Raw genomic sequence first — 14,449 nt, 5'->3', positions numbered from 1 at the left:
TCATGTCCTCCGAGCTCTTCGCAGCCATCGAAGCGCATGACGTCGATCGCCTGGCCAGGCTCTTGAGGGAGCAACACGACTTCAGCTCGCTCCGCCCAGAGTGGCCGCACTGGACTCCGCTCCACGCGGCCATCGAAGAGCTGGAGCACGGCGGGTCGATCCAGGCGCTCGTGCTGCTCCTCCGGCACGGCGCACAGGTCGACACGTTGGATCGCGAGCAAGATTCCACGCCCTTGTTGATGGCCGTGTTCCGCGGGCAACGCGAAGCGATGCACGTCCTGCTGGCCGCCGGCGCAGACCCGAACGTGGTCGGTGCCGAGGGGGATTCGCCGCTTCGCTGGTGCGTACAGCATCGAGACCTCGCGGGCGCGGCGCTGCTCCTCCGGTGTGGAGCCCATCAGACCATCGACGGCGCAGGCGGTCCCACGGGCAGGACGGCGCTCGGCTGGGCGGCGCACCTGCTCGATCTCGAGATGATCCGGCTGCTGCTCGCCTTCGGGGCCGACCCGGAAGCCCAGGACATCGATCGCCGAACCGCACGGGAGCGACTCCCTCGAGACGCATCGCAAGCCGCGACGCTCGAAGCCGCTGCGGCACTGCTTTCGACGCAGCCGACCGCCGACCCCGGCCCTTAGCGGCCGCATCAAGGGCGAGACCCGGGTCAGACCCCACGCGGGAAGTCACCCAGCGGCGGGAAGCGCGGATCCTCCGTCGGATCGGGCGACGGCGGCTCCGGCTGCTCCGGCCCCGGATCCCCCGGGTTCGGCGGCAGCGGGGCATCCTCGTCATCCCCGGGAATGTCCGTCTTCGCGAGCTCATCCTTGTCGTCGTTCATGACGGCCTTCCGCTGCAATTTTCAAACCGCATCGCACGCGTGTCCCCCGGCTTGACGCCCCCGCCCGGCCCCCCTGATCTGCAGCCGGCGTGCTCTCGATCCGCCACGACCCCTTCCCGCTGGAGGCCGCCCGCGACCTGCTCGGCATCGTGCGCGCGCTCTACGCCGAGGCGCGCTCCCGTGGGGCGAGCGTGGCAGATCTCCACGCCATCGCGGCGGTCGGCGACGACCTCCGGCAGGCGATCGCCCTCGCCGATGCTCATCCGCCCGGTACGCTCGGCTTCTCGTCGGCGTGGGCCCGCGCCGAGCGCGCGGCGGGCCGCGTCGGCGAGCTCGCGGACGCGGTCGCGCCCGCCGCGCCCATCGTCCGCGCCGCCCTGGCGCGCGTCGGCGGGGGCAGCGTCACCCCCGGCGGGTGAGCGCCCCCGCGATCGGATGATCCGGCGCGACGGGCCAGGCGAGCGCGCGCGACGCGGCCGCGCAGTACGCGGCCAGGCGCTCGCGCGGCACCGGGGCGCGCGCGCCGAGGCGACCGAGGTTGTCGACGAGCAACTCGAGGCAGGTGTTGCCCGTCCGCTCCCCGACGCCGAGCGCCGTGGCGTGGACCCGCTCGACGCCGCTCGCCACCGCCCAGAGCGCGGCCGCGAGGCCGAGCCCGCGATCGTTGTGACCGTGCCAGTCGAGCTCGATCCCGGTCGCCCCCAGCGCGCCCAGCTCGCGCCGGGCGAACGCGACGAGCGCCTCGACCCCCGGCGGGGTGACATGGCCGGTCGTGTCGCAAAGGCAGAGGCGCGCCGCGCCGGCGTCGACGGCGGCGCGGAAGAGCGTGCGGAGCATGTCGGGCGGCGAGCGGGTCGCGTCCTCCGCGACGAGGCAGAAGGGCAGGCCAGCCGCCGCGGCCGCCCGCCCGGCCTCGTCGACGCTGCGAGCCAGGAAGTCAGGCCCCCACCCCTCGACGAAATGCCGGATCGGCGAGCTGCCGATGAACGCGTAGACCATGATCGGCGCCCCGGTGCGCTCGGCGACCCGGGCGACCTCCTCGACGTCCGCGGCGAGGGTGCGCGCGGCCGCGGTCAGGCCGAGCGGCAGGCGGGACGCGACGATTTCCCGGGCGAGCAGGCACGCGTCGTCGAACTGCCGCGGCCCGGTCGCCGGCATGCCGAGGTTCACGACGTCGACGCCGACGCTCGCCATCGCGTGGAGGAGCTCGATCTTGAGAGCGCGCGGCGGGTTCATGGTGGAGACGCCCTGGATGCCGTCGCGCAGCGTCTCGTCGAGCACCTCGACGGGTCGGGCTCCCCGGTCGAAGGGCAGCCACGCCTCGCCCTCGGCGGGCGCGGCGCCCCATACGTCGGCGGCCAGGCCACCGGCGGGCGGCCGCTGCCCGCCGGGGGGCGGCTGCTGGCCACCGGGGGGCGGCTGCTGGCCGCCGGAGCCGGAGGGCGACAGCTGCCCGCCAGGGCGCGGGGGGCGCTCCCCGGGCGCCGGCTCGGCGCGGTTCCAGTCGAAGGGGGCCGCGGCGCCGGGATCCCGGCCGTCGGCGCTCATGCGCTGCATCTCATCTCGAAGGGGACTCTCGGCGTGGCGCGGGCGCGGCGCACCGCGTCGATCCGCGCTGGGGGAAGAGGTTACTTCATGTCGGCCGCCGGAGCAGGTCCCAGCAGCGCACGGCGAGCGCCGCACCCCACGCCGCGAGCGCATCGAGCCGGCGCCAGGCGCCCACGCCCGCAGGCCCGGACCACCGCGCCCACCGGCACGAGCGGCTTTCCGCGCGGAGAGCAGCAGCGTAAAAAGCTGACCAAGGAGCAACTTGCTGCTCCGGGACACCTGCCGCTTCGGGAGCTTCGATCATGCACAGGGACTGCGCCGCTGCCCGAGAGAGATACGTGGCACGTGCGCGTGGCGAGCCGCATCGGCGACGCCGTGCTCCTCCCCGACGCCGAGCCCCAGACGCTCCAGCTCGTGACGCGCACCGCCATACCACCCAGGCATCCCCGTGGCCCGCGCTGTCCCTGGTCGATCGGGACGGGCGCTGGCAGCTCACCGTCGCCGAGGAGCGCGCGACGCTCGCTCTCCACGCCGCCGCGATGGGCGCTCAGGCCATCGTGCAGGGCGTCGCCCCGGAGCCCCCGCCCACCCAGCCGCCGCCGATCGCCCCGCCGCCGATCGACACCGGGCTGTTGTGCATCTGCGGGCTGGCTTCGAGGATGCGCTCTCCCGGAGCCAGAAGCCTGTGGTCATTCTGCACCCCTCGCCGAGCGGCTCCGACTTCGGCGCTGCGATCGGCGCCTCCCTGCCTGCCCTCGCCGGCGGCGTGCTCAGGCTGCTCTGGGCCGAGCGACGCCTCGCGAGGAACCGTGGCGCCATCCAGCTCGGGCGCCTCGGCGTCGCGGGTTACAGCGCCGGCGGGCTGTCCCTCTGGGCCGCCTTCGCCAGCAATCGACAGCGCGTCTCGGAGGTGTATGCATTCGACGCGCGGGGCACGTCCTCGAATGCCCCCGCCGCGATCCAGTGGTTCAACGCGCGGAGCGATACGGTGCTGCCGATGACCGGGAGCTATCAGCTCACGGCGAACGAGGGGATCCGGATCAGGATCGAGAAGCTCGCAGGCGGCCCCGCGGCGCGGGTCACCGCGACACCGCCGGACAGCAAGGCCTATGAGGCCGGCAGCAACCCGCTCTGGGATCACGTGATCGCCGCCTATCCACACTTGCGCGAGAGAAAGGACTACTGGCATCAGTTCGCGATCTTCGGTGGCTACGTGGCCATGCCCGGTCCCTTCGCTTTGACCTTTCTGCAGCAGTTCTTGCAGGACTCCCTGTTTTGAAACGCGCCGTCGCCTCGCCCGCCCTCGTCGTGCTCGCGGCGGTCATCACAGCAGGTCAGCCGAGTTGTCATCGGGCGCGGAAGTCCCAGGAGGACGCGTCGCCGGTCGAGCTGAGCTCGTCGGCCACCACAGCGGGCGCGCCGGCCACGTCGGCCTCCCCCGCCGGAAGCGCCTCCGCTGGCAGGGCTGGCCCGGTCGATCTCGATCTCGATGCCGCACGCCCGGGCATCAGTGGCTCGTCGAGCGCGGGAGCACCGCCATCGTCGACCGCTGGTGCGGGGGCAGCATCGCCGCCTCCCGGGATGAACCCCAACCCCAGCGCGCCGGGTGACAAGCCGTTCGACCAGGATGCCTGGCTGGCCGCCCGCGGCGCCGTGAGGCGCCCCGATGCCTCGTGCTGGTCGACCCTCGCCACGATACCGCCTCAGCGCCTCAACATGTGCTCGTGCCACGGGGCGCTCAGCCTGCCCGAGGTCGAGTTGATCGAGTGCTCGCGCGGACGCGAGCAGGATTCCACGGCGGTGCCTTCCGTGACGCACACGGTGCTCTACGCAGCGCGAGGCGGCGCGCTCCTGGCTGTGCTCGACGTGCCCACCAGCGTGGCGCTCGACGACTGCGCGCCGAGGTCCCCGATCCCCTGCTCCGTCGCGCTCGACGTCCGCGTCGAGGGGGACGCGGTTCGATTCGAGGAGGCGGCGAACAGGACGACCTCCGCGTGCGACCACCCCTCGATCGCCGCGAACAAGCCCTTCCCTGGCGCCTCCGGCTGGAACAGCGCCTCCTGGCAGCGCGCGCGTGCCACCTACCGGCGTATCTGCGACACCCGCGGCCGGTACGTCTGGCAGCGCGGCGCGCTCCGCCGCGCGCCGTGATCGGCCGCGGCACCCCTTGCACGGCAGCCCAGCGGCGCCGGGTCCGGACGCTGTACTGCCGGGGGTCCGACGGGGAGGGCCAGATCGGCCACGGATTACCGCAGCCAGAGCAATGCCGCGAAGAGCCAGATCGCGAGCTGAACAGAGAGGATCAAGGTCAGCGCGTGCGCCGATCTTGCCCGGTCGTGCGAATCCGAACGCCCGCGGAAGCGTCTCGAGACTGCAGCGCCGAGCAGGAACCCGGGGAGGTACCCTACCATGAGGCCCAGCGCAGCCGGCGTGAAGCAGCCGTCCAGTGAGAACAGCACGCTGGCCTCGGGGTTGCTGTCGAACTCGCAGCGTTGGCCTGCCGCCAGAGAATATGCTGCGATTCCGAGACTGCCCAGGACACCGCAGAGGATTCCGCCGATGATCAGGAGCGCACGCTCCGTATCAGCCGGCCTTTGTTCCGATGACGTGATGACGCAGGGCGCGTTGAGGGCGACGCCGACGAACGCGTCCAGCATCCGGTTCGCGCGGTGGGCATCGTGTGTAGCCCGCGTGAAGTGAAGGAGCAGCGCCGAGATCTCTCCGTCTTTGTCGTCGAGGATCACGTGCTCGACGCCCTCGGCCAGGAGGGCGCGCACGCCGGCGCGCAGCTCGGGCGACGCGAGCGTCCGGAGCACGGTCTGTACGTCGCTCGGCGAGTCGATGTAAACCTCGTCGTCGAACAGCGGATCGCCTGTCTGTGCTTCACACGCGACGCCGCGAGATCTTGCGGCCCTGTCCTCGTCCGTCTCGCGCCGCAGCTTGATCTTCATCGGGCGGATGGCGACGAGTGTGCCGGCCGGATCGCGGTAAGCGGAATGCGGACCGTGCGCGGGGGCTGCCCTGCGGGCGGGGTACGGCGCGCTCAGCGTGAGACTCGACACAGATCCCGGCGAGTACTTCACGCGGAGCGGACAGCCGCGCGCGCTGATGTGAAACTCATTCGAGTCCTCCAGGGCGCCTGCCAGGCTTCGAAACTGTCGCACGAGCTCAGACTCGGGCTCCCCGTCCATCGGCGTCGCCTCCTCGCTCGGCCAGGGTACCACCACGCGACGGTGTCGTGCGGCGACATCCACGACCTTGCACGTCGGACGCGCTTCTGTGTATGGTTCGCGGTCGCGACATCGTCCGCGCGCGGCCGCTGCGTTCAAGGGGGCCTCGGGTGGACCACAACCTGGTGGGGAGCTCATGAGCGTGGACGTTCTTGCCATGCACTGCGCAGCGCTGCCGGCCGCCCGGGCCGTCGGCTTCAAGGGCACCGAGGCGCTGTGCCGACCGTTCGAGTTCGACGTCCTGTTCACCGTGCCGGCGGGCACCGACGTCCGCGCCGCGATCAACGCCCCTGCGACGCTGACGCTCGATCGCGGAGGCAACCTGCCGCCGATGTGCTGGCACGGCGTGTTCGCGCGCCTCCGGCTGCTGCGCGAGTCGGCCGACGGCGCGCTCTACCAGGGATCGCTCGTGCCGAAGCTGTGGCGCCAGCGCCACTCGGTGCGCAGCTTCGTCCATACGAAGAGCGCGATCGACGCCTTCCTGACGGAGACGCTCACCCACGGCGGCCTCTCGACAAGCGACTTCCGGTTCAGCATCGACACGGGCCGCTATCCGGAAGAGGAGTTCGTCTGTCAATACCGGGAGAGCCACATCGACTTCACCCATCGATGGCTCGAGCGCGAGGGGCTCTACTACTACTTCGAACACCCTGTCGACGACGGCGGCGCCGAGGTCATGGTCATCGTCGACAGCAAGGATCAGCACGAGCCGTTGAGCGGTGACGGCCGCGTTCGTTACCACCCGCTCTCGAGCCACGACGTGTCGGCGGGCGAGTGCCTCCGGGAGCTGCACGTCGACTTCAGCTCGCTGCCCGCCGCGGTGCGGATCAACGACTACAACTACGCGAACCCGGCCGCGCCGGTCTCGGGGGAGCACACCGTGTCCAAGAACGGTCACGGCGAGCTCCGCGAGTACGGCTATCGCGTCTTCACGCAGGACGAGGCGGCGCGGCTGGCCCAGGTCAAGGCGCAGTCGATCGCCTGCCGCGAGCTCACCCTGCACGCCACCGGCAACGCCAGGGGGCTGCGGGCCGGCTACGTCTTCGAGCTGGAGGACGGGCCCTCGGACATGCCCACGCGCTACCTCGCCGTCGAGGTGCGGCACGCGGCCGCGATCACGGGCGGATCGTTCGACATCGCGCGCTACACGGGGATCGACCCGAACGAGACGTACCGCGTCGCGGTCGTGGCGATCCCGGCGGACGTGCAGTTCAGGGCGCCGCAGTCGACGCCGTGGCCACGCATCTACGGCTTCGAGAACGGCGTCGTCGACGGGCCGGGCGACAGCCAGTATGCCCAGATCGACGACATGGGTCGTTACCTGCTCCGCCTCAAGTTCGACGCGAGCGACCTGCCCGACGGCGCCACGTCGACGTACCTGCGCATGATGCAGCCGCACGGCGGCACCGTCGAGGGCTGGCACTTCCCGCTGCGCAAGGGGACCGAGGTCATGGTGTCGTTCCAGGGCGGCGACCCGGACCGGCCGTTCATCGCCGGCGTGGTGCCGAACGCCCACCGGCCGAGCACGGTCACGAGCCGCAACCTGACCCAGAACGTGCTGCGCACGGGCGGCAGCAACCACATGGTCGTCGAGGACCTCGAGGGCAAGCAGCACATCGACCTGTTCACCCCGGTCGGCGCGACCAACGTCCACATGGGCGGCCCCACCCACCAGGCGTTCGTCGTGCCCCCGAAGACGCCGGACGCGAACCCCGACATGCAGCCCGTCGACTGCATGTTCTACGTTTATACGGAGGGCAACGCCGGCTTCAACGTGTGCGGCGAGTGGTGGCAGAACGTCGGCGGCAAGTACTACGTCGACGTCAGCGACGACGCGACCATCCACTACGTCGGCATCCACACGATCAACGTCGACGGCGACTCGAACGAGTTCTACAACAGCCACCAGAACATCAAGGTGCGCTCGGGCCGGACCGACAAGGTCGAGAGCGGTGGCATGACGCAGGACATCCACGGCGGGTTCACCCAGACCATCGAGGCCGGCGGCAAGCAGGATGTGCTGGGGAGCTGGTTGCAAAAGATCAGCGGCCAGAACCACGACGACTACGGTTCGTGGAAGACCGACGTCAAGCTGGGGTGGACGGCGGACATCAAGGGGGCGTGGTCGCACACCGTGAAGGGCGACATCAGGATCGAGAGCAAGAGCGGGACCATCCACGTGGAGAGCCCGACGAAGATCACGCTCAAGGCCCAGGAGGTGGAGATCGACGCGCCGAGCAAGTTAAATAAGCACATAAATTTCTACATTGAGACGTTCATCTCGAAGAACTCGCTTGGGCTCCAGAAGACCGATCTCACCAAGATCAATCTCGCCGTGAACGACCTAAAGATTGATATGAGCAACTACGCGGCGAGCCGTGGTATACAAAAGGGAGAGTTCTACGCAAACAGCTCCACAACGTTCGGAGGAGTATTCGAGACCATGGGCACCAACACCAAAAAAGCAGTCACGGAGGCGTGGAACTCGGCCGTTCGAATCATGAAATCTGGACTCACTAAGATTTAGAACATGACACGAATTCATTAGCGGGCCATCATTACGCCGCAGCGAAGCACATTATGAAGAGCACCGGAACATGCCCCAAATGCCTCTGCACGAACCTCTGGCACGTCGAGCGCGTCGCGAACAACGATCCGTGTCCTCCCGGCAAGGACACATCTTACGAGTTCCAGCTGGCGGTCACCGGGAAATTTCACCTCGAGGGCGCCGCTGGGAAATTGGAGGCATATGCGTGCCAGCAATGTGGGTACGTCGAGCTCTACCTGAAGGAGCGCCTCCCTGTGGATGGCAAGTACATCCGTGATCTGCGACGCCCGCAGGGGCCACCCTACCGCGGCTGATCGATGAAACCGCCGCAGCGCTCGAGAGGTCATCGTGGCTCTTGGCCCCACGCTCGACAAGAGGTCCCGTGAAGATCGTCAAGCCCATGAAGGTCCCCATGCTCACCCGCGTGCTGGAGTTCCGGCGCCGGTGCTACTTCCATGTGACCGCCATGCTGGGCTTCCCGCTCACGAGCCCTCGCGCGCTCGTCGACGAGCTATCGTTCTGGCGCATCGTCACCGGCGCCGTCGGCGAGCAGGGCGCGATCGACGAAGGCTTCGCCAAGACGCGCGGTGAGCTACTCGTCGCGGGCAGCTTTCACGCCCCCGGCGGCGTGCCCACCCGCGCCTCGTACGTGAGGGCGCAGATCGGAGGCGTCGACAAGCGCCTCGCCGTGGTCGGCGACCGGACGTGGCGCGACGGCGTGCCGACCGAGCCCGCGCCGATGACCACCCTGCGCATCGACTGGGCGCACGCGTTCGGCGGGGCCGCGTACGACAGGAACCCTCACGGCAAAGGCTACAGGCCGCTCGATCTCGACGGTCGCTCCGTCCACCCGCTGCCCAACGTCGAGCTCTACGGCGCCATGATCCGCACGCCGTCGGACCGCCCGGAACCCGCCGGCTTTTTGCCGATGGACATCACGTTCGCGCAGCGCAGGGGACGCGCCGGCACCTACGACAAGCGCTGGCTCGACGAGCACTTCCCGGGCATCCCCGCGGACACGGATCCGACGTTCTTCAACGTGGCACCCGAGGATCAGTGGCTCGATGGTCTCTTCCGCGGGGACGAAGAGATCCTCATCGAGAACATGCACCCAGAGAAGCCTCGCCTCGTGGGGAGGCTGCCCGACCTCGTGACGCGATCGTTCGTCACCCACCACACCCCGGAAGGTGATCGCTTCCTCGAAATCCCGATGCGCCCCGACACGGTCTGGGTCTTCCCCGCCGAGGAGCTCGGCGTCGTCATCTTCCACGGCGTGCTCGCGATCGCCGAGGACGACGCGGCCGACATCGTACACCTGCTCTGCGCGTGCGAGGAGCCCGGCTCGCCGCGCCCGATCGAGCACTACCAGGCAGCCCTCGCGCGCCGCCTCGACAAGGACAAAGGCGCGGTCGCAGAGATCTCCGACGGCGACCTCATGCCGCCGCGCGCGTCGGGCGTCGCGCCCAACATCGACCTTGGCGACATGGGACGCTGGGTCAAGAGCGAGAACCTGGCCGCCCAGAACCTGCGTCGGGGCCAGGAGCGGAGCTTCGCCGAGGCGCGGGCACGCATCGAGGCCGAAGGGCTCGACCCGAAGGACCACGGCCTCGACGAGCTGCCTCCCCTCCCCGAGCCGCCGCCAGACGACCTCGACGGCCTCGCCGCGTATGTCGAGGCCGCGTCCCTGAGGACCGAGGAGCTGATGGAGCGAGCCCGAGCGTCGGAGTCGCAGGCCCGCGAGGAGGCGAGGCGAGCCTGGGCCGAGAGGGGCGAGGACTTCGATGCTGCCATGGAGAAGGCGGCCAAGGAGGGCGCAGGGCCGCCCAAGTTCTCGGCAAAGGCGCACCTGACAGCGCTGCGATCGATGGCGGCGGAGGCGCGCGAGACCGGCGTCGTGCTGGACGACGTGGAGCAGATGCTGGCCGACCCGGGGTATCACGCCACGATCGAGGAGCAGGAGCGGGGCCTGTTCGAGATGTACCGGCGGATGGGGCACCTGCAGCCCACGGCCGCGGCGATGGAACCCGAGGCATCGGAGCGCGCACGCGTGATCGTCAGGCTCGCCATGGAGGTCGGCGAGCCCCTGGCGAACCGCGATTTCACGGGTGCGAACCTCGCGGGGATGTCCCTGTCCGGCGTGGACCTCTCCGGCGCGTTCCTCGAGTCGGCCGATCTCTCCGGGTGCGACCTCTCCCGGGCCAATCTCGACGGCGCGGTGCTCGCCAGGGCGAACCTGGACGGCGCGAACCTCACCGAGGCGCGGCTCCGCGGCGCGAACCTGGGAGGAGCAACGCTGCGCCGCGCCTCGCTCGAGCGCGCCGACCTGAAGGAGGCGGTGCTGAGCCACGCCGATCTCGCGGAGGCGCGCTTCTCCGGCGCAGATCTCACGGGCGCCGACTGGATCGAAGCGGAGCCCGGAGGCGCGGACTTCACGGGCGCCACGCTCGGGCAGTGCAACCTGCTGAAGGCCGATCTGTCCGGCGCCTGCTTCACAGGCGCCGATCTCTCGGACGCGAACCTCGTGGAGAGCACGCTCGATGGCGCGGATTTCTCGAGCGCCACGCTCCGGAAGACGACCTTCGTCGCCTGCCACGGAGAGCGTGTGTCGTTTCGATCAGCGTGTTTTCAGCAGGGCGTCGTCGTCCACGGGTCGTCCTTTCCCGAGGCCGACTTCAGCGACGCCGACATGGAGAGGGCCAACCTGCGCGGCACCGTCCTCGCAGGCGCACGGCTCGACCGGGCGAACCTGCGCGGCGCCGATCTCTCCGGATGCGACGCCTCCGAGGCCAGCCTGGAGCGCGCCGTTCTCCAGGGCGGCCTGCTCATCCGCACCGATCTCGTCAACGCGTCGCTGCAAGGGGCCAATCTGATGGACGCGCTCGCCTCCAAGGCCCGGCTGGCGGGCGCCGACTTCACCGGAGCCAACCTGTTCCGCGCCGATCTGTCGCGCGTCGCCGGCGACGAGCGGACCACGTTCGCCGAGGCGGAGGTCGGACACGTGCGCTTCCTTCCGAAGGCCGACGTCACGAGAGGTGGCACGTGAACCGAGACGAGCTCCTCGACAAGCTCCGGCACGGCGAGCCGATACGCCACGTCGACCTGTCGCACGTCGCGCTCGACGGCGCCGACCTGTCGGGCGCCAACTTCGAGCAGGTGCGCTTCCCCGCGGCGATGCGCGCCTCGCTCCTCAAGGAATCGAGCTTCATCGAGTGCGATCTCGGCGGGTGCGATCTGCGCGACGCTGACCTGCGCCACGCGAGCTTCTATCGATCGCGGCTGGAAGGGGCGCGCCTCGACGGCGGCAGGCACATCGCGGCGGCCTTCGTCGAGTGCGCCGCGGACGGCGCGTCGTTCGCGCGCATCGAGGCGCCCATCGCGAACTGGGTGAAGACCTCGCTCCGTGGGTCGTCGTTCGCGGGATCGAACCTCGACCGAGCGAACCTCATCGACATCGACGCAGACAGGGCGAGCTTCGCCGGGGCGAACCTCGAGAAGGCGACACTCTACCGCGCCGATCTGCGCACGGCCGACCTCGCCGCCGCGAACCTCGCGCTGACGACGCTCGTCGAGGCCAAGCTCGGGCCGAAGAGCTTCGCCGACACGAAGCTCTTTCGCACGCAGTTCATGAAGAGCGATCTCGCCGGCGCGAGCTTCGCCGGGGCGGACTGCGCGCAGTGCAACTTCATGGGCGCCGACCTGCGCGAAGCCCGGCTGGAGGGCGCGAGGGGGCCGCAGTGCTTCTTCGGCGAGGCGAAGCTGCACGGGGCGCGCCTCTCGAACGGCCAGTTCCCCCAGGCGGTGTTCGACAAGGCCGAGCTGCTGAAAGCGGACCTCTCCGGCGCGTTCCTCGAGGAAGCTTACTTTGGTCGCGCGCTGGCAGCTGGAGCGCGGTTCGTCGATGCCAGGCTCCGGGAGGCGGACTTCTCGCACGCCGACGTGTCGGCTGCCGATTTCTCTGGAGCCGGCCTGTATCGGACCAGGTTCCACCTCGCGAAGCGCGACGGCGCGGTGTTGCCGCGGCTCTCGGGGTGGCTTGGCGACGACGAGGAGCTGGCCAGGGTGGAACGATGGCAGCCGACGCACGGCGCGGCGCCCCCCGTGAAGACGTGAAGCAGGTCGCAATCGAGGCGAGGAGCAGGTCGTTCAGGAGACGTCCCGCAAGGGACAGCACAGACGACGTGGAGAAAGGGTTGATACCGTGACAGCCGTAAAGAAGCTTGCGAGGCCGGAGGCCTATCTCGAGACGGGGAGCGTTGAGCGGGTCGGCGCGACGCTCCTGGTGCGCCTCGCCTCGTCGAGCTGCGAGGCACGGCGCGCCAAGAGCTGCCTCGTCGCCCCCGAGGCCGGGGACAAGGTGCTCTGCGCCATCGAGCCGGAGGGGGTCTATGTGCTTGCCGTGCTCGACGGTCGCGACGGCGCGCCTACCAAGCTCGCGACCGACGGCGACCTGGAGGTACAGGCGCGGGGCGGGCGGATCGCGGTCTGCGCGTCGGAACGCGTCGACATCGTGGGCGCCCGCGAGGTGGCCATTACGGGCGCCGAGGTGCACGTGCGCGCCAAGAAGGGAGCCATCGCGATCGATGAGCTCGGCTTCTTCGGCAGGCTCGTGCAGGCCGAGGTGACGAAGATCGCGCTCGTGGCGCAGGAGGCCGACACCATCCTCACCCGCTTGACCCATCGCGCCAAGCGCGTGTTCCGCTTCGTGGAGGAGATCGATCAGACACGCGCCGGGACCGTCGATCTACGCGCCCAGGACCTGATCGGCATTCGCGGAGAGAACGCGATCATCTCGGCCCGTGTCCTCGCCAAGGTCGATGGCGAGCAGATCCACCTCGGCTGACCGCTACGCGAAGAGAGGAGATCCCGATATGTTGGCAAAGACGAGCGCTGGCGGCATGTGCCTGGCGTTTCCCGACGTGTGCCTCACGCCGGCCCCACCTGCGCCGGCTCCGGTCCCGGTGCCTTATCCGAACATCGCGATGGATCCCACCGACGTGGGGTTCGTGCCGAACGTCCTCATGACGTGCACGCCGGCGCACAACCTGGCCACGATGCCCATGCTCACGAACGGCGATAACGCCGGCCTGGCGACCGGCGTCGCGTCTGGCACCGTGATGGGCCCTGCACGCACGGTGACCGGGGCGTTCACCGTGGTGGTCGGGGGGATGCCGCTGGCGCGGCTCACCAGCATGACGACCCAGAACAACACCAATGCGCCAGGCGCCAAGATCGTGCCCAGCGTGACCAACGTGATCGTCCTCGCGCCATGAGCATGCCAGCCGCGCGATGTGGGCCTCGGAAGGCGAGCTGCGCGCGCGGGCGCCCGGCTGGCTACGTGGCCCACAGCACGGCGGCGGACAGGGCGATCGCGAGCTGGGCGGCGAGGATCACCAAGATCGCATAGGCGGATGACGCGCGCTCGTGGGAGTCCGACCGGCCTCGGATGCGGCTCGACACGGCGGCTGCAAGCGCGAGCCCGACAGGGAGCCCCGCTGCGAGGCCCAGAGGAACCGGCGTGAAGCACCCATCCCACGACAGCAGCACGCTCGCGCCGCCGTTGTTCTCGAAGTCGCATCGATCTCCGGCTGCGAGGAAATAAACGGGCACGCCGAGCAAGAGAAGAACAGCGCAGAGAACGCCGCCGACGAGGAGCAGCGTGCGCCCGGTGTCCGCCGGCCGCAGCGCGGACGATCGCGCCACATGAGGGACGTTGCGGGCGATCGTGGCAAATGCATCGAGCATGCGCGCGGCGCAACCGGGCCTGCAGTGCCTGTCCGTGAACGCCTGGAGATGCGCGCAGATCTCGCCTCGTTCGTCGTCGATATCGATGCTCGAGAACCCCTCAGCCAGCAGCTCGCGGACGCTCGCGCGCAGCTCGGGCGAGCCGAGCACCCGCTGGACGATGTGAGGATCGCTCGGCGAGTGGATATAGACCTCGTGTTCGAACGGCGAATCGCCCGTCTGGACCTCGGTCGAGACGAGGGCGGCCTTGGCAGCGCAGTGCTCGGACGTCTCGGGCCGCAGCTCGATGCTCATCGGTCGGACGGCAGAGAGCGGCGCGCCGGCGGGCTCGCGATAGGCCACCTGGGCGCCGTCCACAGGCCGCTGCGCGCCGGGCGCGTACGGCGACCTCAGCCGGATGAAGTCTTGTACCGAGTACGTCACGCGGACCGGGTAGCCGCCGATGTTGAAGTGGAAGTCGACGGGCCACTCGGTCTCTTTGGGCGCGCCGGCGAGCTCGCGGAACTGACGCGCGAGCGCGGACTCGGGATCACCGTTCATCTCATG

Annotated in this window: 14 protein-coding genes; 10 read left to right on the top strand and 4 right to left on the bottom strand. The window is 69.7% G+C overall.

Going from position 1 to position 14,449, the window contains the following annotated elements:
- Window positions 1-2: 2 nt before the first annotated feature.
- On the top strand, window positions 3-635 hold the full coding sequence (locus WME97_RS45545; protein ID WP_437547348.1) for an ankyrin repeat domain-containing protein: 633 nt from the start codon (window positions 3-5) through the stop codon (window positions 633-635).
- Window positions 636-661: 26 nt separating this feature from the next.
- Here WME97_RS45545 and WME97_RS45540 read toward each other — a convergent pair whose 3' ends face one another.
- A complete protein-coding gene (locus tag WME97_RS45540) occupies window positions 662-835 on the bottom strand; it encodes a hypothetical protein (protein WP_437547347.1) in 174 nt (57 codons plus the stop codon).
- 89 nt (window positions 836-924) lie between these two features.
- Between WME97_RS45540 and WME97_RS45535 the strand changes: the two genes are divergently transcribed.
- Window positions 925-1,254 carry a hypothetical protein gene (locus WME97_RS45535; RefSeq protein WP_437547346.1) on the top strand — a complete coding sequence of 110 codons (330 nt, stop codon included), beginning with the start codon at window positions 925-927 and terminating at the stop codon, window positions 1,252-1,254.
- Here the strand turns inward: WME97_RS45535 and WME97_RS45530 are convergent.
- Window positions 1,238-2,383 (bottom strand): 2-isopropylmalate synthase, encoded by a 1,146-nt coding sequence (locus WME97_RS45530; RefSeq protein WP_437547345.1) that lies wholly within the window; start codon window positions 2,381-2,383, stop codon window positions 1,238-1,240. The two genes, WME97_RS45535 and WME97_RS45530, sit on opposite strands and share 17 nt — an antisense overlap.
- 685 nt (window positions 2,384-3,068) lie before the next feature.
- Here WME97_RS45530 and WME97_RS45525 point away from each other — a divergent pair.
- Entirely contained in the window at window positions 3,069-3,662 is a 594-nt protein-coding gene (locus tag WME97_RS45525; protein WP_437547344.1) for a hypothetical protein, read from the top strand.
- A gap of 302 nt (window positions 3,663-3,964) precedes the next feature.
- Entirely contained in the window at window positions 3,965-4,534 is a 570-nt protein-coding gene (locus tag WME97_RS45520) for a hypothetical protein (RefSeq protein ID WP_437547343.1), read from the top strand.
- Window positions 4,535-4,629: 95 nt separating this feature from the next.
- On the opposite strand, the gene WME97_RS45515 is transcribed toward WME97_RS45520, so the two are convergent.
- On the bottom strand, window positions 4,630-5,637 hold the full coding sequence (locus tag WME97_RS45515; protein ID WP_437547342.1) for a hypothetical protein: 1,008 nt from the start codon (window positions 5,635-5,637) through the stop codon (window positions 4,630-4,632).
- 112 nt (window positions 5,638-5,749) lie between these two features.
- On the opposite strand from WME97_RS45515, the gene WME97_RS45510 reads away from it, so the two are divergent.
- From WME97_RS45510 to WME97_RS45485, 6 genes are all read left to right on the top strand, one after another.
- Window positions 5,750-8,140: a type VI secretion system Vgr family protein gene (locus tag WME97_RS45510; RefSeq protein WP_437547341.1), complete on the top strand. Its 2,391-nt coding sequence runs from the start codon at window positions 5,750-5,752 to the stop codon at window positions 8,138-8,140.
- A gap of 53 nt (window positions 8,141-8,193) precedes the next feature.
- Window positions 8,194-8,475, top strand: coding sequence for a hypothetical protein (locus WME97_RS45505; protein ID WP_437547340.1), 282 nt, complete (start codon window positions 8,194-8,196; stop codon window positions 8,473-8,475).
- A gap of 68 nt (window positions 8,476-8,543) precedes the next feature.
- Window positions 8,544-11,204, top strand: coding sequence for a DUF2169 domain-containing protein (locus WME97_RS45500; RefSeq protein ID WP_437547339.1), 2,661 nt, complete (start codon window positions 8,544-8,546; stop codon window positions 11,202-11,204).
- Window positions 11,201-12,271 carry a pentapeptide repeat-containing protein gene (locus WME97_RS45495; protein ID WP_437547338.1) on the top strand — a complete coding sequence of 357 codons (1,071 nt, stop codon included), beginning with the start codon at window positions 11,201-11,203 and terminating at the stop codon, window positions 12,269-12,271. Before WME97_RS45500 ends, WME97_RS45495 begins: the two co-directional genes overlap by 4 nt.
- Before the next feature lie 88 nt (window positions 12,272-12,359).
- A complete protein-coding gene (locus WME97_RS45490) occupies window positions 12,360-13,001 on the top strand; it encodes a DUF3540 domain-containing protein (protein WP_437547337.1) in 642 nt (213 codons plus the stop codon).
- A gap of 28 nt (window positions 13,002-13,029) precedes the next feature.
- Window positions 13,030-13,431, top strand: a complete 402-nt coding sequence (locus tag WME97_RS45485; protein ID WP_437547336.1) for a DUF4150 domain-containing protein — start codon at window positions 13,030-13,032, stop codon at window positions 13,429-13,431.
- Window positions 13,432-13,492: 61 nt separating this feature from the next.
- Here the strand turns inward: WME97_RS45485 and WME97_RS45480 are convergent, their stop codons facing one another.
- Entirely contained in the window at window positions 13,493-14,443 is a 951-nt protein-coding gene (locus tag WME97_RS45480; protein WP_437547335.1) for a hypothetical protein, read from the bottom strand.
- Between the last annotated feature and the right edge of the window lie 6 nt (window positions 14,444-14,449).

Origin of the sequence: Sorangium sp. So ce367, assembly GCF_051520455.1 — a bacterium.
Taxonomy (GTDB): domain Bacteria; phylum Myxococcota_A; class Polyangia; order Polyangiales; family Polyangiaceae; genus Sorangium; species Sorangium cellulosum_B.
Note: the sequence above shows the minus strand (reverse complement) of the source record. Positions and strands in the feature narration are given on the sequence as shown.